This is a genomic window from Pseudoalteromonas sp. (assembly GCF_036960685.1).
Taxonomy (GTDB): Bacteria; Pseudomonadota; Gammaproteobacteria; order Enterobacterales; family Alteromonadaceae; genus Pseudoalteromonas.
Map to the genome: position 1 here is coordinate 25317 of NZ_JBALXK010000008.1, position 22414 is coordinate 47730.

16 protein-coding genes are annotated in these 22414 nt (G+C 41.5%); 10 read left to right on the top strand and 6 right to left on the bottom strand.

Annotation, left to right across the window (positions count from 1 at the left end; genetic code table 11):
- Positions 1-9: 9 nt before the first annotated feature.
- Genes V7783_RS08690 through rpoS form a run of 3 tightly spaced genes read left to right on the top strand, consistent with a single transcriptional unit; the run spans position 10 to position 2506 of the window.
- Positions 10-588 carry a YqaA family protein gene (locus tag V7783_RS08690; protein WP_064665476.1) on the top strand — a complete coding sequence of 193 codons (579 nt, stop codon included), beginning with the start codon at positions 10-12 and terminating at the stop codon, positions 586-588.
- Between the two features lie 41 nt (positions 589-629).
- Entirely contained in the window at positions 630-1454 is an 825-nt protein-coding gene (locus tag V7783_RS08695) for a peptidoglycan DD-metalloendopeptidase family protein (RefSeq protein ID WP_335678393.1), read from the top strand.
- A 56-nt stretch (positions 1455-1510) separates the two neighbouring features.
- Positions 1511-2506, top strand: a complete 996-nt coding sequence (rpoS, locus tag V7783_RS08700) for an RNA polymerase sigma factor RpoS (RefSeq protein WP_335678394.1) — start codon at positions 1511-1513, stop codon at positions 2504-2506.
- A 101-nt stretch (positions 2507-2607) separates the two neighbouring features.
- Here rpoS and mutS read toward each other — a convergent pair whose 3' ends face one another.
- Positions 2608-5178: a DNA mismatch repair protein MutS gene (gene mutS / locus V7783_RS08705; protein ID WP_335678395.1), complete on the bottom strand. Its 2571-nt coding sequence runs from the start codon at positions 5176-5178 to the stop codon at positions 2608-2610.
- 21 nt (positions 5179-5199) lie between these two features.
- On the opposite strand from mutS, the gene V7783_RS08710 reads away from it, so the two are divergent.
- A complete protein-coding gene (locus V7783_RS08710; RefSeq protein WP_335678396.1) occupies positions 5200-5688 on the top strand; it encodes a CinA family protein in 489 nt (162 codons plus the stop codon).
- Between the two features lie 68 nt (positions 5689-5756).
- Positions 5757-6803: a recombinase RecA gene (gene recA / locus V7783_RS08715; protein ID WP_335678397.1), complete on the top strand. Its 1047-nt coding sequence runs from the start codon at positions 5757-5759 to the stop codon at positions 6801-6803.
- 94 nt (positions 6804-6897) lie between these two features.
- Here the strand turns inward: recA and V7783_RS08720 are convergent, their stop codons facing one another.
- Entirely contained in the window at positions 6898-9015 is a 2118-nt protein-coding gene (locus tag V7783_RS08720; RefSeq protein WP_335678398.1) for a TonB-dependent siderophore receptor, read from the bottom strand.
- A 161-nt stretch (positions 9016-9176) separates the two neighbouring features.
- Positions 9177-10343: a DcaP family trimeric outer membrane transporter gene (locus tag V7783_RS08725; RefSeq protein WP_335678399.1), complete on the bottom strand. Its 1167-nt coding sequence runs from the start codon at positions 10341-10343 to the stop codon at positions 9177-9179.
- Between the two features lie 304 nt (positions 10344-10647).
- Here V7783_RS08725 and acs point away from each other — a divergent pair, with 304 nt between their 5' ends.
- Positions 10648-12588, top strand: coding sequence for an acetate--CoA ligase (acs, locus tag V7783_RS08730; RefSeq protein ID WP_335678400.1), 1941 nt, complete (start codon positions 10648-10650; stop codon positions 12586-12588).
- Positions 12589-12685: 97 nt separating this feature from the next.
- Positions 12686-13339, top strand: coding sequence for a response regulator transcription factor (locus V7783_RS08735; protein WP_335678401.1), 654 nt, complete (start codon positions 12686-12688; stop codon positions 13337-13339).
- A gap of 74 nt (positions 13340-13413) precedes the next feature.
- On the opposite strand, the gene purU is transcribed toward V7783_RS08735, so the two are convergent.
- The 3 genes from purU to V7783_RS08750 all read right to left on the bottom strand — a co-directional run bounded on the left by purU (position 13414) and on the right by V7783_RS08750 (position 16300).
- Positions 13414-14244 (bottom strand): formyltetrahydrofolate deformylase, encoded by an 831-nt coding sequence (gene purU, locus V7783_RS08740; protein WP_335678402.1) that lies wholly within the window; start codon positions 14242-14244, stop codon positions 13414-13416.
- Positions 14245-14333: 89 nt separating this feature from the next.
- Entirely contained in the window at positions 14334-15371 is a 1038-nt protein-coding gene (locus V7783_RS08745) for a helix-turn-helix domain-containing protein (RefSeq protein WP_335678403.1), read from the bottom strand.
- Positions 15368-16300, bottom strand: coding sequence for a GGDEF domain-containing protein (locus V7783_RS08750; protein WP_335678404.1), 933 nt, complete (start codon positions 16298-16300; stop codon positions 15368-15370). The genes V7783_RS08745 and V7783_RS08750 overlap by 4 nt, the downstream gene beginning before the upstream one ends.
- A 336-nt stretch (positions 16301-16636) precedes the next feature.
- Here V7783_RS08750 and V7783_RS08755 point away from each other — a divergent pair, with 336 nt between their 5' ends.
- The 3 genes from V7783_RS08755 to V7783_RS08765 all read left to right on the top strand — a co-directional run bounded on the left by V7783_RS08755 (position 16637) and on the right by V7783_RS08765 (position 22366).
- Entirely contained in the window at positions 16637-19423 is a 2787-nt protein-coding gene (locus V7783_RS08755; protein WP_335678405.1) for a TonB-dependent receptor, read from the top strand.
- Positions 19424-19494: 71 nt separating this feature from the next.
- Positions 19495-20796, top strand: coding sequence for a metallophosphoesterase (locus V7783_RS08760; RefSeq protein WP_335678406.1), 1302 nt, complete (start codon positions 19495-19497; stop codon positions 20794-20796).
- 193 nt (positions 20797-20989) lie between these two features.
- Entirely contained in the window at positions 20990-22366 is a 1377-nt protein-coding gene (locus tag V7783_RS08765; RefSeq protein ID WP_335678407.1) for a hypothetical protein, read from the top strand.
- Positions 22367-22414: the final 48 nt, after the last annotated feature.

The following is a 22414-nucleotide window of genomic DNA, read 5'->3' on the forward strand; positions in this document are numbered from 1 at the left end:
GAAGTCACTTTGAAATTGTTTACTAAGTTGTATGATATGGCATTAGTGTGGGCAAAACATCGCCACGCAGAGCGTTATTTAGCAGGGATGAGTTTTGCTGAATCAGTTATCTTTCCTATTCCACCGGATGTAATGCTGGCGCCTATGTCGCTTGCACAACCTAGCAAAGCGTGGCGTTTTGCTACATTTGCTACTGTTGCTTCAGTGCTTGGCGGGGTGTTGGGTTATTTACTCGGGTTTTGGTTGTTTGAACCTGTAGTAGAGCCTCTAATCGCGCAAATGGGCTGGCAAGAAAAGTTTAATATCGCCTTAAATTGGTTTAAAGAGTATGGCGTATGGGTGGTGTTTTTAGCAGGCTTTTCACCTATACCTTATAAAGTGTTTACCATTGGTGCAGGACTTTTGCACATGGCGTTTTTACCTTTTTTATTAGCTTCCGCTGTTGGTCGCGGTGCGCGTTTCTTTTTAGTCTCAGCACTGATGAAATGGGGCGGAGTAAAAATGGAGCAAAAATTACGTCAATATGTTGAAGCACTTGGCTGGGGATTAGTGATTTTAGTGGTGGTTGCATACTTTTTATTACGTTAAGCATTAAAAACCACAATTATTAGTACAAGGAGCAAAACACCATGAATAAGCAGTACATTTTCTATGTTACTTTATTTACAAGTGTTTTGCTCAGTGCTTGCTCTTCTCGCCAAGCGCCAGCGCCAGTCAGCAGTTTAAATACCAGCGTTAAACCTTACACAAGCAAAGTTAATATTAATGGCGATCGCTATGTTGTAAAAAAAGGCGATACGCTCTATTCAATAGCCTTCAGTGCTCAGCAAGATTTTCGAACGTTGGCAAAAAATAATGATATTCCAGCCCCTTACATTATCCATCCCGGTCAGGTCGTTTCGTTTAAAAAACCACCAATAAAAACAAAAAAGCAGAAAAAATATACGAATTCGAGTAAAAAGTCTACAAAAGAAACACAAAAAAATAACAAAAAATTAAAGAAAGAGCTTGATCAGCCAAAACAACGAGAGTATGTTCAAAAACAAGCTAGTAAAAAAGTTAGTAATTCCAACAGTTTGATTCCAGGAAAGGTACATTGGTCTTGGCCAGCTAAAGGGGCAGTAACACAGCGGTTTTCAACCAAAGAAAATGGCTATAAAGGGTTACAAATTACTAATAAAAAAGGTGTGGCTGTAGTTGCTGCTGCACAAGGAACAGTTGTATACGCGGGGAATGCGCTTAGAGGATACGGTAATTTAATCATTCTGAAACATAATGATGATTATCTAAGTGCTTATGCACATAACTCTAAGTTATTAGTGAAAGAAAAACAGGATGTGAAAGCTGGGCAAAAAATCGCAGAGATTGGCAGTTCAGATTCTGACGTAACGGCATTGCGTTTTGAGATCCGTTATCGAGGACAGGCTGTTAATCCCGAGAAGTATTTGCCTTAGCTATCGGGTATTGAACACAGTGATATAAGATCACTTATTTGCTTGAGGGTACGCTCATGGGTAACACAGCAAAAATAGAGAAGACGAAAAACGCGGTTGATGATAAATTTGATGATATAGCAGTAGAAGATACTGCTTCTGAATTGTTAGATGACGTCGATAAAGATGATGACAAAGAAGATGAAATATTTGCCAAAGAGGAAGTAACTAAAAATTTAGATGCGACTCAACTATATCTTGGTGAGATTGGTTTTTCACCGCTATTGAGCGCCGAAGAAGAAGTGTTTTTTGCCCGCAAAGCGTTAAAAGGCTGCAGTGCCTCCCGCAAACGCATGATTGAAAGTAACCTCCGTTTAGTTGTAAAAATTGCCCGCCGTTATAATAACCGAGGCTTAGCGCTATTAGATTTAATCGAAGAAGGTAATCTTGGTTTAATTCGCGCGGTTGAAAAATTCGACCCTGAACGTGGTTTTCGATTTTCTACTTATGCGACTTGGTGGATCCGCCAAACCATTGAACGTGCCATTATGAATCAAACGCGCACAATTCGTTTACCTATCCATGTAGTAAAAGAGCTTAATGTTTATTTACGTACCGCACGTGAGTTAACCCAAAAGCTTGATCATGAACCGACAGCAGAAGAAATTGCAGCATCACTAGACAGACCCGTTGAAGACGTGACTAAAATGCTGCGTTTAAATGAAAAAATCACTTCTGTTGATACGCCAATTGGTGGCGAAAATGATAAGGCATTACTTGATATTATCGCTGATGAAAAAGGCTTTGGCCCGGAAGGTGAAGTACAAAACAATGATATTAATAAGCATATTGTTGATTGGTTAGGTGAGCTAAACCCTAAACAACGTGAAGTATTAGCGCGTCGTTTTGGTTTACTAGGCTATGAGCCATCAACGCTTGAAGATGTTGGTCGTGAAATTGGTTTAACTCGTGAGCGAGTAAGACAAATTCAAGTTGAAGCGCTACGCCGCTTAAAAGATATTTTACAGCATGAAGGGTTAAGTACTGATAGCTTGTTTGATCAGTTCTCATAACTGCTTACACAGCAATAGACACAAAAACACACACACAGAAAATAATTATTAAAAAGCTGAAGAGTTAAACTCTTCAGCTTTTTTTGTGGTTAACTTTTACCTCAAAGTAAAGCTTTGAGCTTATAAAGTAGCGCATGAGCTTGGCGCGGACTTAAGTCATCAATATCAATATCAGCAAGCTGGGTTTCTACTTGCGAAGGTTCAGCTTCGAATAGTGAAGGCTGTACGGCATTAATATCAGCAGTAACTGGCTGATGGTTTTCGAGCATTTTAAGTTTTTGCTTGGCTTGTTTGATCACCGCTTTTGGTACACCCGCAAGCGCTGCAACTTGTAAACCAAAACTCTTACTTGCAGCACCATCAAGTACAGTGTGCATAAAGGCAATAGTGTCGTTATGCTCTATTGCATCTAAATGAACATTGACCAATCCAGCTTGCTGCTCAGCCAGTTCTGTCAGTTCAAAGTAATGGGTTGCGAACAAGGTTTTTGCCGATATTTTGGATGCTAAGTGATCGGCTGTTGCGTAGGCAAGCGATAGCCCATCGTAAGTACTGGTGCCACGGCCAATTTCATCCATTAGCACCAAAGACTGCGCGGTGGCATTGTTTAGTATTGTGGCTGTTTCGGTCATCTCGACCATAAAAGTAGAGCGACCTGAAGCTAAATCATCGCTGGCACCAATACGGGTAAATATACGGTCGATATTGCCAATTTTAGCGCTGTCTGCTGGCACAAAACTACCAATGTGTGCCATTAACACAATCAGTGCAGTTTGGCGCATATAGGTTGATTTACCGCCCATATTTGGCCCGGTAATGATCAACATTTTACGCTGCGCATTAAGCTCTACCGGGTTGGCGATGAATGGGTCTTTCATGACTTGTTCAACTACAGGGTGGCGGCCTTGTTTGATGCTAATATCGTCATTATCGCAAAGCTCAGGCTTAGCGTAATTAAGCGCAATCGCACGCTCAGCTAAGTTATTTAACACATCTAAATCTGCCAATGCGGCTGCCATTATTTGTAGCTGCTCAATGTGCGGCGCTATAAATTCAAACAGTTGTTCATATAGTTGTTTTTCAAGGGCAAGGGCTTTAGATTGGCTGCCGAGTACTTTGTCTTCGTGCTCTTTAAGTTCTGGGATTATATAGCGTTCATTATTTTTAAGTGTTTGACGACGAATATAATCAGCAGGAACTAAATGTGCATTGGCACGGCTTACTTCAATAAAGAAACCATGCACGCGGTTATAGCCAATTTTTAAAGTGCTAATGCCAGTGCGCTCGCGCTCGCGCTGCTCGAGTTGTTCTAGTACATCTGTTGCACCTTGGCTTAATGAACGCCATTCATCGAGTTCACTGTTGTAACCTGGGGCAATTACGCCGCCATCACGAATTAATACCGGTGGGTTTTCAATTACGGCTTGTTCAAGTAATTGTTGTAACTCGGGTAACTCAGGTGATTGCGCGACGATTTGACTGATGCGTGGATCGCTGGCATCGGCTAATAATTGATGTAACGGTGACAGTGCTTGTAATGCACTGCGCAGGCGCGTTAAATCACGCGGGCGGGCAGTCCATAAAGCTAAACGAGCAATCACGCGTTCAATATCACCAATTTGCTTTAACGACTCATGTAGTTCGCCACACAGTTGCACATCGATAATAGCGCTAATGGCATTAAGACGGGCGTTAAGTTCAGGTTTAGAGCGCACTGGCGTATGAATACGGCGTTTTAACAACCGCGAGCCCATTGCTGTTGCTGTTTTATCAAGTACTTGCGCTAGGGTGTTTTCAAAACCGCCAGAAAGATTGACTGTCAGCTCTAAATTTTTCCGGGTGGCGGCATCTAAAATAACAGCGTGTTCGTTATGCTCTAAAGTGATGGCGCGAATATGCGGTAGCGCTATGCGCTGTGTATCTTTTACGTATTGCATCAGGCAACCAGCGGCAACTAATGCTGCTTTGGCTTTATCAACCCCAAAACCAACTAAATCTTTAGTGCCAAATTGCTCACATAACAAATGTTGGGCGGTATCTAAATCAAACTCCCATTCAGGGCGACGACGAATACCTTTAATATGCTCAATTAAATGAAAGTTGCTAAAGTCTTCACTATACAGTAACTCTGCCGGTGCTAAGCGCTGTAAGGTTGAGCTAAATGCTTCTTCAGTATTTACTTCAACAATATTAAAACGGCCTGAGTTAATATCTAAATAGGCAATCCCGTACACGCCCTTTTTACTTTGCCAAACACTGGTCAGTAAATTATCTTGGCGCTCTTGTAATAATGCTTCATCTGAAATAGTTCCAGGGGTAACAATGCGCACTACTTTACGCTCAACAGGTCCCTTACTGGTTGCAGGGTCGCCCACTTGTTCACATATCGCAACGGATTCACCCATTTGAACTAAGCGGGCTAGGTAATTTTCTACCGCATGATAAGGGACGCCTGCCATCGGAATAGGATCGCCACCGGCTTTACCACGGTGAGTTTGTGAAATATCAAGCAGTTGTGCTGCACGTTTTGCATCATCAAAAAATAGCTCGTAAAAGTCACCCATGCGATAAAACAGTAAAATATCACGATGCTCAGATTTTATTTTTAGATACTGCTGCATCATCGGCGTTTGTTGACTTATAGTGTGTGGTGCATAAAGATCGAACGACATGTATTTACCCAAAGGCTGAATATGGAATTACATCAAGAGATTAAAACACTTGCTGCGCAATTAGGCGCTATTTTAACGGATAAACGCTTATGGATCACTAGTGCTGAATCATGTACTGGTGGGGGAGTGAGTTATGCACTAACCGATACCCCAGGCAGCTCGGCTTATATTGACCGTGCATTCGTTACTTACAGTAATCAAGCAAAGCAGGATTTACTGGGTGTGAGTGAGCAAACCTTGGCTTTATATGGCGCCGTGAGTGAGCAAACCGTGTTGCAAATGGCGGCCGGTGCTTGCAAGGCCGCTGGGGCTGATATTTCGGTTGCGGTATCGGGGATTGCAGGCCCTGGTGGTGGCAGTACAGAAAAACCAGTGGGTTTAGTATGGTTTTGCATTCAAATTGACGATAAACAGTATCCGAGTCAACAACTATTTGCTGGTGATAGAGCGCAAGTTAGGCTACAAGCTATTGTTTATTCTTTAAAAACTATTATAGAAAAGATAAATTGATAAAATTAGCTTGATACTGTGATTTCATACAGTATACTTGTCTGCATTAGCCGGATTTGGAGAGTAAAATGAACGATAACAAACAAAAAGCGTTGGACGCTGCTTTATCTCAAATTGAACGTCAATTTGGTAAAGGCTCAATCATGAAATTGGGTGACAACAAAGCGTTAGATATTGATGCGATATCAACAGGCTCTCTGGGCATTGATATCGCTTTAGGCATAGGTGGTTTACCTATGGGACGTATTGTTGAAATATATGGTCCTGAATCATCAGGTAAAACTACGCTAACTTTACAAGTTATCGCTGAGGCACAAAAAGAAGGCAAAACCTGTGCATTCGTTGATGCTGAACACGCACTTGACCCAATTTACGCACAAAAATTAGGCGTAAATATTGATGAGTTATTAGTTTCACAACCTGATACCGGAGAGCAAGCACTTGAAATTTGCGACATGTTAGTTCGCTCAAGCGCGGTTGACGTGGTTGTTGTCGATTCGGTTGCTGCACTTACACCAAAAGCTGAGATTGAAGGCGACATGGGCGATTCGCACATGGGTCTACAAGCACGTTTAATGTCACAAGCATTACGTAAGCTTACTGGTAATATCAAACGCTCAAACACTTTATGTATTTTCATTAACCAAATCCGTATGAAAATTGGTGTTATGTTTGGTAACCCAGAAACCACTACCGGTGGTAACGCACTTAAATTCTACGCGTCAGTACGTTTAGATATTCGTCGTATCGGCTCTGTTAAAGAGGGCGATGAAGTGGTGGGCAATGAAACCCGGGTTAAAGTGGTGAAAAACAAAGTTGCACCTCCATTTAAACAAGCTGAATTTATTATCATGTACGGTGAAGGTATCTCTAAGCATGGTGAGTTAATTGATTTAGGTGTTAAGCATAAGTTGGTTGAAAAAGCCGGTGCTTGGTACAGCTACAATGGTAGTAAAGTTGGCCAAGGTAAATCTAATTCGATTAAGTTCTTAAAAGAGAACCCTGAGATTTCAGATGAGATCGAAGGCAAGTTACGCGATATGTTGTTATTAAAAGCGACAATCAAGCCTGACGATATTGAAGATGCTTTACTAGCAGATGATGCTGAGCTTTAAAAGTATTGAATAAGCGCGATTTGACCCGAGCTTAATTATAAAAAAGCCGCTAAATTATTTAGCGGCTTTTTTGTTTTTATAGTTTGCTAGCTAGTTATAACTGCCAATTTACTGAGACTGCATAGTTACGCGGTGCACCGTAGTAACCTTGCTCCCAATACAGACTATGGATGTATTTTTCATTGGTGACGTTATTAACATTGAAAGACACACCAACATTATCCGTAATATCGTAGGTCGCCATTAAGTTTAAGATACCGAATGCATCTTGTTTGGTAACAGGTGTAACACCTAGTGCGGTAATTGGCTGAATACGTTTCGTGTCATCTTGCCAGCGGTAATTTAAGCCAAACGTTAATCCTTCAATTTCAGGTACTTTATGAGTGACGGCAAGTTTATATTGGTTTTTAGGGGTGTAATTTTTAACAAGCTCATCCCCGTCAATATTGATGTTGCTATAACTAAAACTAGTACTGAGGGTGTCAGTTATTTTACCGCTTAGCTCCACTTCAAAACCATCACTGTTAATGCCATCTGCGCCATAGTAGCGGGTATCATCAGGTGCTGAGCCTGGAATTGCAACCGCAAGGCCAACCTGCTTGGCATCAAAGTACGCAAAGGTCACAAACAGATCACTATCTAGTAATTGTGCTTTTACGCCGATTTCACTGCTTTTACCTGTGATTGGATCGAGGTAATCGCCAGAGGTGTCACGTTCAGTTTGAGGTACAAATGTTTCAGTGTAGCTTGCATAAGCAGATAAGCTTTCGTTGATATCGTACACAGTGCCAAAATAAGGAATTGTTTGATCTGCTTTTTTGTCTTTGGCAACACCATAAGACATGCCTTTAGACTGCCAGTTAACTTGGCTAACACCGGCTAATAAACTCAGTGAATCTGTTGCGCGAATACGTGTAGAAATATAAGCAGAACGCTGTCTGTTCGTTACATCGCCACCACTCAACCCGTCAGTTAGTGTAGGCACTGGCGCTACGCCATCCCAACCACCAAGCTCTGGCATTAGTGGAGAGCCATTACCAGTTGTAGTGTCTTTAAGCGATTTATCATAGTTGTCCATATCAGCTTGGCTTACACCAAATGATAAATCATGCTCCATGCCAAACAGGTTAAATTTACCAGCGGCGTATAAATCAAAAATATCGTGCGTGTCTTTGTGATCATACTCACTGGCATAGCCTATTAAGCCAAGGCCGGTTTCACGATCGGGAGTACCAGAGACGTAAAATAACTCAGAGTCTTGCTCATTCACTAAATGCGCGTAATTTGCTTTTAAAAACCACGTATTTGTGATGCTTTGTTCAACTGAGATGAAAACTTGCTCAGTCGAGTTGTTCCAATATGACCAATCAGATGCGGTGCTTGTCGACACATCAAAGTTTGTTGCGCTGCCATCGCTATAATAAAGAGGTAATGCACCCCAGAGCGGGCTGTCGGCATCTTTTTGTTGATTGACATAATTTACCGATAAAGTTGTGCTATCAGTAAGTTTGCCTTCATAGGCAAGGTAGTAAATAGTCTTGTCTTGCTCGTAGCGATCTAAGTATGAGTCTGTTTTTTGTTTAGTAAACGCAACACGGACAGCCTGGTTTTCAGTTAATGCTGTTGAAGCATCGAGTTCCAAGCGTTTGTTATTCCATGAGCCATAAGAGGCAGATGCACTGACTTTTGTTTGATAAGTTGGCTTTTTTAGTACCATATTAACGGTTGCAGAAGGATTACCAGCGCCTGTCATTAAACCATTTGCGCCACGTACAACTTCTACGCTTTCAAAAATAGAAGTATCGAGGGTACCTTGAATTGATCCGTTATCTTGCGGAGTGCCCATGCCGTTTACTTGGAAATTAGTAATTTCAAAACCACGGGCTTTAAAATAGGTGCGATCTGTTTCTATTTGTTCAACGGTGACACCGGGGGTTGTTTCTAAAACTGCATTTATATCATCGAGAGAAAAATCGTCCATTAATGCGCGTGATATAACCGAGATCGACTGTGGTGTTTCTTTAATTGTTAAGCCCAACTTTGTTGCAGACTGGGCATCTTCCGTAATGTAATTTTTATGATGTTGTCCATACACAGCTATCTTTTCAAGGGATTCATTGTTGCTTTCTTCAGTTGCGTGAGCAACACCACTTAAAGCTAGCGAAGTAAACACTGCTAATTTAGATAAACGTAAAAACTGCGGGGCAGACATGTGACATTCCATAAAGTTCAAAAGAAGTACGTAATTTAATCTAAATAGCAATGATTTGCAATTCTGCATTGTGCTTTTATTAATAAAGTGTGTGAATAGTAGGTAATAAAAAAGCGGCCAAGGCCGCTTAAGGAAGTAATAAAAGTTAAATTGTTAAACTCTTAGAATGCGTATTTCACTGAGAACTGTAAGCGTTCCATGTCGCCATCATTACCGCTTTCTACTTCACGCTCAGCATGTTTTAGTTCTGCACCAAAGGTGAGCTTTTTAACCGGAGAGTAAAGAATATTGGCACTGTAGCTTTGGCTTGATTTGGTTGGATCGCCAGTGATGGCTAATAAATCGGTGTTGTTATCTGCTGAAAAGAATGAATAAACAAAGGTAGAACGCCACTGGCTATTCCAATTTTGTTGATACGCAATAAAGCCTGATGTTGAATCAATTGCGTCCAGCTCGTCGCCATTTAAAACCGCGCCATGAGCAACGTTTACACCAATATAGCGACCTAACCCTTTACCTTGTGTAAGCATAAATTTGAGGTTGTTTTCACCAAAGTTCACTTTACCAGAAGCACTAATACCAAATGAGGTTTCGTCTGCATCTAAGCCATTTTGCTTATAAGTAAGTTGACGTGCAAGAGCGGCTACAACAAATTCCCCCCAATCAGCTGACATATTATAGCGAGCGGTAAAATCAGGAAGTGTTGAGTCATCAATGGTTGCCCGTGCACCACCTTGTGTGGTGATAGTGCTTTCAGGGTTTTCTAACGAGAAAGACCAATTGCCTGTGGTGTAGCGAGCTTGTGCTTGACGCACAAATACAGTGCCCTCAGCAGGACCAATGAAATCTAATGTTTCTGGTAATGCACCGACATTTTGGAAGTTTGACCATGCTTGACCAAACAACCAGCCATCATAAGTAATAAACGCTTGGCGAATACGCGGCGCGTATGAATTGCTCACACGCTCATCACCGCCTGGTGCCGAGGCAATAAAGTCGACTTCAATTTTGGTTTTAATTTCTTTACCGTCATCGAGCTTAGTTGCAGTGCCTAAGAAAAAACGAGATTGACGGGCATGCATGTCGAATACTGGATCGCTATCAACATCAGTTCCGACTGGGGTTGTGCTAGGAATGTAAAAGTCACGACCTATGCTGCCACCAGCGGGTACACCGTCTGAGTAGTCACTCCACATTGCATCTAGTTTTACATAACCGCCGTAAGTCACATCAGTACCACCGATGGTAGCTGCCTGAGCTGTAGCTGTTAGTGCGCACAGTACGGCTGTGGCGGTAAGTGTTTTTAATGCTATCGCTTTAGTTGTCATAGTTAAAGTCCTATTCTTGGCTACTTGTTGCATTATTGTAATTATGTTGTGATACCACTTTTGATTAAGTATGCTTTTTACTCAATTACCTATTGGTCTATTAGACTAAGGTGGCAGGTTACTTTGTAACACAACCACACTTTTAACACCTTGTATTAATAGTGCAAAAACCTAGTATTTGAAAGTATGCTAGGGTACAGATAAATAAATCAAAGATAATACAACTAAGGTCTAATACTTTCGCTCGCTATGCTGAGTGATCCTTGAGGTAGGCCTTAGGCAAGTAATTAAAATGGAGACGAGTATGTCACAAAGTATCTATCCAGTTCCTGCACATATCAAGAATGCAGCCATAGTTGATAATGATAAATATAATACACTTTACAAGCAATCTATTGATGATCCAGAAAGTTTTTGGCGCGAACACGGTAAACGTCTCGATTGGTCAACACCTTTCACAAAAGTAAAAAACACGTCTTTTGATAAAGGTCATATTGATATTCGTTGGTATGAAGATGGCGAGCTTAATGCTTCGTACAACTGTATTGACCGCCACCTTGCAACTAAAGCTGATAAAACAGCATTGATCTGGGAAGGTGACGATCCAACACAGAGTGAGCATATTTCGTATCAACAATTGCATGACGAAGTGGCAAAATTTGCCAATGGTCTGAAAAAACTTGGCGTGAAAAAAGGCGATCGTATTGCTATTTATATGCCTATGTCACCGCAAGCTGTTTATGCTATGCAAGCATGTGCACGTTTAGGTGCCATTCACTCTGTGGTATTTGGTGGTTTCTCACCATCAGCAATTGCAGACCGCATCAAAGATTCAGGCGCTAAAATTGTTATCACTTCAGACGAAGGTCGCCGTGCAGGTAACACTGTGCCACTAAAAGCCAATGTTGATGAAGCGGTAGCGCAAGAGTCAGTCACTACTATCGAGCATGTCGTTGTTCATCAGTTAACTGGTGGCGACGTACAGTGGCATGAACATGATGTATGGTGGCATGATTTAGTTGCAGACCAACAAGCAGACTGTGCTCCAGAGCCAATGAATGCAGAAGATCCACTGTTTATTCTTTATACCTCAGGTTCAACAGGTCAACCTAAAGGTGTTGTGCATACCACGGGTGGTTACTTAGTGTATGCATCAATGACCCATGAATATGTATTTGATCTAAAAGAAGACGATATTTTTTGGTGTAGCGCCGATGTGGGCTGGATCACAGGTCACAGCTATATTGCATACGGCCCATTAGTTAATGGTTGTACGCAAGTGTTATTTGAAGGTGTGCCAACTTACCCAACCGCAGGACGTATGGGTGAAGTGGTTGATAAGCACAAGGTAACTATTTTATATACCGCACCTACAGCAATTCGTGCATTGATGGCGAAAGGCGATGAGCCAACGGCGACTTCACATCGTGATAGCTTACGAGTGCTAGGTTCGGTTGGTGAACCAATTAACCCAGAAGCGTGGACATGGTATTACGAAAGCATTGGTAAGAGTAATTGCCCAATTGTAGATACATGGTGGCAAACTGAAACGGGTGGCATCATGATCACACCTTTACCTGGCGCGACTGATATGAAACCAGGTTCTGCAACGCGGCCATTCTTTGGTATTGCGCCGGCATTATTTGATGCAGAAGGTAATACCCTTGAGGGCGCAGTTGACGGTAACCTTGTTATTCTTGATAGCTGGCCTTCTCAGGCACGTACAGTTTACGGCGACCATGAACGTTTTGAACAAACTTACTTCTCAGCTTATCCAGGTGTGTACTTCACGGGTGACGGTTGTCGTCGCGATGAAGATGGCTACTACTGGATCACAGGCCGTGTTGATGACGTGTTGAATGTGTCAGGACACCGTCTAGGTACTGCTGAAATTGAAAGCGCATTGGTCGCTCATGAAGCTGTTGCTGAAGCCGCCGTTGTGGGTTACCCGCATGATATTAAAGGTCAAGGTATTTATGTTTACCTTACCCCAAATGAGGGTGTAACGGTCAGTGACGAACTAACTAAAGAGGTACGTAACTGGGTACGTAAAGAGCTAAGCCCAATTGCATCGCCTGATATGATCCAATGGTCACCAGGTTTACCAAAAACTCGTTCAGGTAAGATCATGCGCCGTATTTTACGTAAAATCGCAGCAAATGAACACGAGCAGCTAGGTGATACCTCGACACTTGCCGATCCAAGTGTGGTTGATGAATTAATCGAGAACCGATTAAATCGTTAAATATGCGTTAAAAACTTGATTAGAAGTTGATTCTAAACGTAGTATATCGGCTGTCAGCTATTCGATAGGTGACAGCCGAATTCATTAGGAGTGAACCATGAGTCAGTTTTTAATAGCGGACGACCACCCGTTATTCCGTGAAGCACTAAAAGGGGCATTATCTGCAAAGTTTGACGACTTGGAAGTTTTCGAGTCAGAAAATTTTGAAACTACATTGCAGGTGCTGAGCGAACAAGAAGATTTAGACATCTTGTTACTAGACCTACATATGCCAGGTAGTGGCGATTTATACGGCCTGATCCGCATTCGCGAAGATTACCCAAGTTTACCAATTGCCGTCGTCTCTGGTAGTGAAGACATCAATATTGTTTCAAAAGTAATGAGCTACGGGGCGATGGGATTTATTCCTAAGTCGTCATCATCCGATGATATTGCTGGCGCAATAAATCAAATACTCGACGGTGATGTATGGCTGCCTGTTGAACTAAAAGACAAAGTAGCGAGCATTGCTTGCGAAGATAAAGAAATAGCCGCTCAAGTTGCCTCACTCACGCCACAACAATATAAAGTGCTACAGTATCTACATGAAGGTTTGTTGAATAAACAAATTGCCTACGAATTACATATTTCAGAAGCAACAATTAAAGCACACATTACTGCTATATTCCGTAAACTCGGGGTTTATAACCGTACTCAAGCGGTACTCATTGCAGCAAAATTACAACTCGAACCTATTGAGCAAGCACAATAATTACAATGTAAGAGTGTTTAATAATAAAAATAAAGAGGCTATTTGCCTCTTCATTTCTACTTGTTTAGTAAAACTTAACTAAACACCACCGTCCGGTTGCCATTAATAAATAGCTTATGTTCAGAGGCTAATTGCAGCGCTTTACAAAACACCGTTTTTTCAACGTCTTTACCCATTTTTGCCATCATTTCAGCGGTATTAGCATGATTTACATGCGTTACATCTTGCATAATAATTGGCCCTTCATCGAGCTCATTATTAACAAAGTGCGCTGTTGCACCAATGATCTTTACCCCTCGTTCAAATGCTTGGTGATAGGGTTTGGCGCCAATAAATGCTGGTAAAAAGGAATGATGAATATTAATAATTTTACCGTCAAAGCGGCCAACAAATTCAGGGCTTAAAATTCGCATGTATTTAGCCAGGCCAATAATATCTGGTTTGTAACTAGCAATTAAGTCACCCACTTGCAGGTCGTGTTCAGCGCGTGATAACCCTTCATGGCTGACCACATGAAACGGCACATCAAAGCCCTTCGCCAATGGTGCTAAGTCAGGGTAATTAGCAATTACAGCCAATACTTCAATATTCAGCGCTTGCTCAAACTGCTTTAGCAATACGCCGCCCAAGCAATGCGCTTCTTTAGTGGCAAGCAACACGACTTTGGTTTTTTCGTCAGTATGCAGTGCTAATTGCGCGCCATCGGGTAGCAAAGCCTGTAATTGATTTAAAAAGTCAGGTGCTGGTGCGCCAGTTAATTCAGTACGCATAAAAAAGCGCTGGGCGTCTTTATCTACAAATTCATTATTACGAGTAATATTTAAATTATGTTGGTGGCAAAGTCCGGTGATTTTAGCTATTAAGCCTACATCATCGGCACATTGCGTAGTTAGTATCGTGTTCATTTTTCCTCATTCTGATCCCGTGAACAGTGGCTCCATTATTTGTTAATTTGTCACTATTGCAAGGGCTTTATTGAATGATTGACTATAAATCACGTTGATTTTAGTTGGCCACGCAAATTACTGGGGGTCATCCCCGTCCAGCGTTTGAAGGCGCGGCGAAAATTAGTTAGGTCACTAAAGTTAAGTTCGCCTGCGAGGGTTTCGTTAGTTTGCGCTAAGGTTGTAATGTTAAACACCGCAGTTTGACGGTTGATACAATCTTGTAAGGCGCTAAAACGAGTATGATGCTGTTTGAGTTTTCGCTTAAAAGTGGCGGGGCTCATGGTGAAATAGTGGGCAACGGTTTCAAGGCTATGCTGTGGATGAGTTGCAATGTGATCACGCACTAATTGCAGCCAAGAGCTAGCGGGTACTGGTTGTTGCTGTATGGTGGTTAACGATTGTTGTAATAAACTTGGGCAACTATCAATTAAATGTTTGTTGTACAGCTCATCACTAATACTGATCATAAATAACTGTTGTGAAAATTTGCAGCTGGCTTGCAGGTTAGTGTGATACTGCTCTATGTGTTTGGGCTCAGGGTAAGGAAATGAAAAACAGAGATCGCTGTTATTTCCTATTCGCCACTTACAAGTTGCGGCTATGAAACTGGCAAATAATTCACAGCTAAACTGCTCAATAGTGGCACTCATTGCACCAAAGCTGAGGTTAATAATAAAGTAATGGCGGCCTTGATGATGTTTATGCTGGGCGTTAAATAAATTAAAGCCATGCAAAGGTGAGCGTGTTAGTAGCTTTTGCAAGGTGCGTAAACTTTCTGCTTGCGAAAATGCGCTGTACAGCGGGTTATGGTTGAGTAGTTTACGACCGAGTAGAAAACTGAGTTGATGTTGGTTATCAAATTGGCGGCAATTTTCTTGTAGTTGATAAAACTGCTCAACAGTAATCGAGGCTGTTCCTGCTGCAAAGTCTTGGTAAAATAATTTAGTGCCTTTGAGTAATTTATCTGGGTGTACTCCACGGTGCTTTGCTAAATCAACGAGTTGTGCCGCCCACGACTGCAAGCCTTGGCACGGCGTGTCGATATAGCTTAGCTGACCCGATTTAGCATTCACACCAGCATTCACGCAGTTTGCTCATCAGAATATTCGTGCAAGTGCTTATTTTTTAATAGTCCTTGATGCAACTTACTTAACAAACCTGACGTCGAGTCAGTGGTTGTTGCAGTCACTAAACTCGTATGTACTTTTTGGTTATGAGTCAGCGTGTTATCGCTGCTGTTAAATGAAAATGCCTCTAATGCTGCGACAATAGATAAACTCAGCTGTTCTGCGACAGCTAGTTTTGTATTTGGTAGCATGACAATAAAGCAATCACTGGCGTAACGGCATACTAAGTCTTGTTCGCGGACATTGAGTGTGATCACTTGTGCAAACTCTTGCAGCAGATTATCGCCTTCAGCGTCGCCAAATTGACGATTAAAGCGATCAAACTGGGCAATATCGAACATCAGCAATGAAAAACCATGCAGGTTATGGTGCAATAAATTTAGCTCGCGATTAATTTGGCTTTTCATATAATCGGCACTGGCAAGGCCGCTAATTGCATCACTGAGTTGGTGTTCTCGGTAAAAGCGTTCCCGGTTACGCAGCTGTTGATTTATGCTCATTTGTTCTTGGTGCCAATGATAAAGCGCAATGGTCATTAAAATCATGCCAAAAGGGGCGGGAATTGATTCAATAGTGCTGAGCCATGCTTGCTCATCGCTATAACTGACAAACTCATCAATAAAATCTAATGTCATAGATAGATTCATAATCGCAAGACCGGCGAATAATAAGTTGGTTACTCGTCCCTTCGGCCTGCTTAGTAGAATAAAAAATATCCACACTAGGGTCATGGCAGTAATGCCACCTTCGCCCGCAACATCAAACCAATCAACTTCACTGTGGCCTTTGTATTGGCCGTAGCTTAATGTCAGGGTTAATACGCTGGCCAGCATTACCACTAAAATCAGTAGTAATGAGCGATGTAATTTTAAAAACGATAAATTCATATTGAGCTCAATTGGTCATGTCTGATTGGCAGAATAAGCAAACAGCTTTAATGCCACTAGGGTCAGATTAGCTCACAGTGATGACATATTTTTTACGTTCAGTGATTTATTTCGCTAAACACCGCGTCTTTTCGTTGAAAAATACAGTTTGGCTAGGGGTCAAATTGGCTCATTTTAAGCTCTTTGAGTGCTTAAAAAAGCCTAATAACAGTGAATTAACTGTATTGCCTGAAGGACTGACATATTTCTTTCATGATTGCCCCTTAGGGTGTTGCTGCAAGCCAAGCATGGCCAAGCAAATAATTAAAATCACTAGCAGCAACCAAGAGAACAATTATGAACCCGTTTAAGACGTCACCTTTTATTAAGTCGAGTATTGCATTAGCGTGTTGTGGCATTTTATATGCGACTCCAGCCCTCGCCGATGGCCGTGTGCAAGGACGTATTACAGATGCCAGCCAAAGTGTGTATTTTGGTGGCGCGAAAGTATCGGTTAAAGAATTAAACTTAAATACCGTTAGTAACCGCGATGGCTCGTTTTCGTTTAATAAGCTACCAGCCGGCGACTACACCTTAGTAGTTGAATACATTGGCGCACCATCAGTAGAACAAAAAATAACGGTGGTGGATTCACAAGTTTTCACTCAGCAAATTATTATTGGTGAGCAGCAAGAAGCGATTGATAACATTATTGTCTATGGACAAAGTGCTGGGCAAGCTGGGGCAATTAACCGTCAAAAAAATGCAACTAACTTAAAGTCGGTGGTCAGTGCTGATTCGATTGGCCAATTTCCAGATCAAAATGCAGCAGAAGCACTACAACGCCTACCGGGGATTTTTATTGCTCGCGACCAAGGGGAAGGGCGCTTTGTTGGTATTCGTGGTATTGATCCTAATTTAAATAACGTCACAGTCAATGGCTTAAATGTGCCATCACCTGAGGCAGGTGTACGCTCAGTGGCGATGGATGTATTACCAAGTGAGCTTATTCAAAGTTTAGAAGTCAGTAAAACGGTTACCCCAGATATGGATGCCAGTGCTGTTGGTGGTTCGATTGAAGTCAAAAGTCTTAGTGCCTTTGACAGAGCGGGTGAGAGCTATAGCTTTACTGCACAAGGCTCGTATAACGAACTAGAATCTAAAACCAGCCCTAAACTATCAGGCAGCTACACCAATATTTACGAGTTAGATAATGGCCTTGATTTAGGTGTTGCAACGGCAATTTCGTGGTTTAAACGTGACTTTGGGTCGCGCAATATGGAAACCGATGGCGGTTGGAGCAGCTTTGATGTTGAAGATGCTATAACCGGTGATGACGTTGAAATATTTGGTGCAGAAGAAATTGAGCAACGTCACTATAAAATTACCCGTGAGCGTTTAGGCGCAGCTCTTAATTTAGATTTACACAGTGGTGCAACGGATAAGTATTATCTACGTACGCTATACAGTGATTTTTCTGATGATGAATTCCGCCAACGTAATGAGTATAAATTTAGCGACGGTAAATTAGTTGATAGCAACGGCGACAGCGCTAATTTTAGCGGTGCAGAAATGGACCGAGACACGAAAGACCGCTATGAAGAACAAAGTATTTTATCTATGGTACTTGGTGGCGAAAATCAATTAGATAACTGGTTTGTTGAATACAATGTAGGGTATTCAAAATCAGAAGAAAAAGAACCAAATCGTTTAGATGTTACTTTTGCCGGTGAAGATATTGATATGGGCTACATAGCTCGTGTAGACACGCCATTACTAAGCCAATCGGCTAATGCTCATGACTTAAGCCAGTTCGCGATGGATAAAATTGAAGCTAGCAATAACCTTAGTGAAGATGAAGAGCTTAGTTTTAAACTTGATTTTAGCCGTGATTTTGTTTGGCAAAATAACAATGGTGAATTTAAATTTGGTTTTAAACACCAAAGTCGTGAAAAGCGTAACGATGTTAACGTCTCAATTTATGATGGTGACTTTTTAGATGCGACGGGCAGTGATTTTGCGGCCCCTGAGCCTGATTTTGATTTAGGCAGCTTTGGACCAGGCCTTAACCGTGGAGCAATTCAGACTTTTTATAATGCCAATAAAGCCGGATTTGCCTTTAATAGCAACGAATCACAAATTGAATCTGATGGCCAAAGCTATATAAGTAATGAAGATATTACTGCCGCTTATGCGATGATCAGCATGGATATTGATAAGTTACATGTGGTTGCCGGTGTACGTTATGAAGGCACACAATTTGATACCAGTGGTAATCAAGTTGAATTAGTGGTTGATGATATTAACGATACTGAAACGGTTACCACCACGCCTTGGCAAGTCAGTAAAGATTACGACTACTTTTTACCAAGCTTAAATTTACGTTATAACGTGAGCGATAAATTGGTAACACGTTTTGCCTATACTAACACCATAGCGCGGCCAACGTTCAGTGATTCGGCGGCGTATCAATTAATTGAAACCGAAACGCTAGAAGACGATGGCGTGCAGGTAACAGAGCGTAAAGCTGAAGTGGGTAACCCTGACTTAGACCCTTACGAATCAATGAATTTAGATGCCTCTATTGAATATTACCCAGGCAGCATTGGCGTGTTATCGGCGGGTATTTTCTATAAAGACATCGACAACTTTATCATTCAACAAGAAGTGCAAGATAACGGTGATTGGGATGGTTTTGACGAAGTGGTGCAAATGGTTAATGGTGGCAAAGCCTCATTAACGGGTATTGAACTAAACTGGAACAAAACCTTTAAATCAGGATTTGTACTTGGCGCAAACGGTACCTTTATTGATGCTGATGACAAGTTACCAAACCAAGCTGATACCGTAGCGAATATCATTGTAGGGTATGAGAATAATGCCATTAGTACACGTTTAAGTGCATCATATAAAAGTGAAAGTTACCAGTTTGATGATGCGGATATGGCAGTGTATGAAGACAGCCACATGCAGTTAGACTTTAGCAGTAAATACTATTTCAACGACACCATGAATGTGTACTTTAATGCTACTAACTTAACTGATGAGCCTATGTACTTGTATCATGGCGATAAGCTTTACAACTATCAGTATGAATCTTACGGACGTACCTTTGAACTAGGCTTTACGTTCTCTTCTTTATAAAGAGTATACCCAAACCACCTTAAGATGCCGATGAGCCTGTCACTTTACGCAGGCTCATAATTGAGAATGTTATGATTAAAAAAACAACTTTATCCCTTGCACTTAGTGCTTGCCTTACCACTATTGGCTGCACCTCTAAAACATCTGATACCACGCAAACAACTGCCACGAGTAATATTGAATTTTTAGCGTTTGGTGATGGTGGCTATCATGTTGACTATCCAAAAACCAAACACATCACCAATCCTAAAAATAAACAGCAATTTATTGCTGCAGAGCTTACTGATTGGTTAGAGGATTATCGTCCTCGTGCAGAATTTGATCATGCGCCAATATATGTTTACCCAGATACAAATATTGCGACCGAGCAAGGTGGTGCGCAGGCAGTCGGTATCGCAATGGCAAAGCTATGTGAAACCAAGCAGTGCCAATTTGCTATTCAGTTGGGTGATAATGTTTATCCTGATGGCGCCGATGCTGATGATGGGAAAGATGATCAAAAGCGCTTATATGATCTTGTTTATGCGCCACTTAAACCATTATTTCAGGCTGATCCGAAGTTAATGGTGTATTCAGCACTAGGCAATCACGACTGGAAAAGCTCGCGTAAAGGCGTTGCACTGCAAACCGAGTGGATGGCGCAGCAGGCGAACTTTTTTATGGGCGAAAATGGTTACTACAGTTACAAAATGGGTGAACCGGGTAATGATGTAGAGTTTTTTGTGCTTGATACCAATATGCTACTTGCGGGACAAACTTTTTATGATCTGCCGCTAAACCCCGATGGCAGTGAAATGGATGAGCAGCAAGCAAGAAAAGAGGGCCGTGCTGAACTAGAAATACACGATCCCCATGAAGGGCCACAAAATGGTGAAGACTTAGCCCAGCTTGCGTGGCTTAAACAAGGCATAGCAAACTCAACGGCGAAATGGAAACTGGTTTATGGTCATCATATTTTATGGTCAATTGGTGGCACTAAATATAGCGAAGGGCATGTATTGCGCAGGTTGTTAATGCCAACTCTTTGTAAATACGCTGATGGTTATATTGCAGGTCACGAACATGATTTAGAGTTACTTAGTGATGATTGCTCAAAATTCGATTCAGGTAATAGTGTTGGTAAATTACCGCTGATCATCTCAGGTGCTGCATCAAAAATGCGTGGTAAGCACACGCCATTTGCACAATTTCAAGAGCGCCAATACCCTGAGTATGATTTATTGTGGTCAAAAAGCTTTGTCTGGGGATTTAGTCATATCAGTCTTGATAACCAAACTAATCAATTGGATGTGAGCTTTTACACGACGCCGCGAGACTTAAGCGGCCAGGTTATTGATGAAGGCAGTTTTAGTTTTTCTAAACGTACTCGCTAAGTTGCAAACAAAGCCAGTGCTTCGCGCTGATTTGTTATTTTAATGTATAAAAATGTGCGTTTTATTTGCACATTTATACACTTGTTTACGAATTCGTAAAGAACTGTAAGTGCAGGTAATGCTTTGTAAATCATGGAATTATTCCTTTTGTTAATGGTCATATTCAAACTATTAACAATAAGGAATTGATTCCATGCGTGGCCCATTATTTAAAACTGCACTAACAACCTCTCTAATTGCAACACTTACTGCGTGTTCGGGTGATGATTCGAGCTCCAGCAAAAGTGGTTACATTCAATTGTACAATGGCTCTTACAATAGCCCATATACGCGTTTATTTATTGATGATGCTGAGCGTTCAGGCACTGACTTTGGTGATGTAACGACCCGTCATAATTACAGTACTAATGACTATGACGTAAACTTTAAGTACCTTGATGCAAACGATAGCTATATTACCATTAGCGAACAAACGGTTTCGGTCAAAGATGATATGACCCAATTATGGGTCATGAATGGTGATTTTACAGAGCCGACATTCAGCGAGCTCAGCGTGCCTACCGGTGGTGATGAGGGGTCAGCTAACTTAGGCTTTTTTAATATTGTTGGCGAAAACTTGAGTTTTGATGTGTATTTAGCAAATGATGATGGTTTGTTTGATACTGCAGAGCTCATTGCCTCACCAACTTATTTAAATGAGTTGGCGCTACAAAGTTTTGATGAAGGCTATTACACCTTGTACTTAACGCAAAGTGGCAGTACTGATGTGTTATTTGAATCATCCTCAGTGTATTTTAATGACGAGGCGAGTTATGTGGTGATGATCCGCCCAAGTTACGCCACCGAAGAAAACGGCATCACCCTTGATGTTGTTACATCAAGCAATAGCGTTACAGCGCTTAAGCATCAGAATGCACAGGGGCAATTGCGCTTTATCAATACCATTGATGATTATTCACAAGTCAGTTTTAGTGCAACGCGTGGCTCGCAAACGAGTGCCACAGATGTAACGACTAATGATATGTACTCTAACTACCTTGAGCTTGATCCAAACAGCTACAGTATTGCAATGCTAGATGAGTCAGGTAACAAGATAGTCGATAACTTTTTACTTACCCTTGAGCGTGAACAAAGTAACCTTGGCGTTTTCTACAATGACAAAGATTACGGCCCACGAATGATGACGGTAAAAGAGACCTTAACCCCAAGCAGCTATAGCCATAAAGTGACCGTTGTTAATTTAATTGATAGCTATGTAGGACAAGATATTAGTGACGTAGATGTGGTGTTTACGCTTAACGGTGAAACGGTTGATGATGCTAAAAATATTATTGATGGCATTGATCAGTACGATCAAGAAGACCAAGTAGTTGATAATGAAATTTATACTACGTATGTACTTTATGAGGATAACGGCCAGCAAATTGTGCTTATGCAACAAGGTGATATGGACTTTAGCCAAGAAGGTAACTACATCTTAATTCTTGAACATGATGAAACAACGAGTACTGGTTACAAAATGACGCTAGAACGTACCGTTACTGGCTCGGTAGATGACTCAGTAGAATAATCTGGATTTTAATCTCAGCCTTAGCGCTGCTAGGCTGAGATTTTTTGG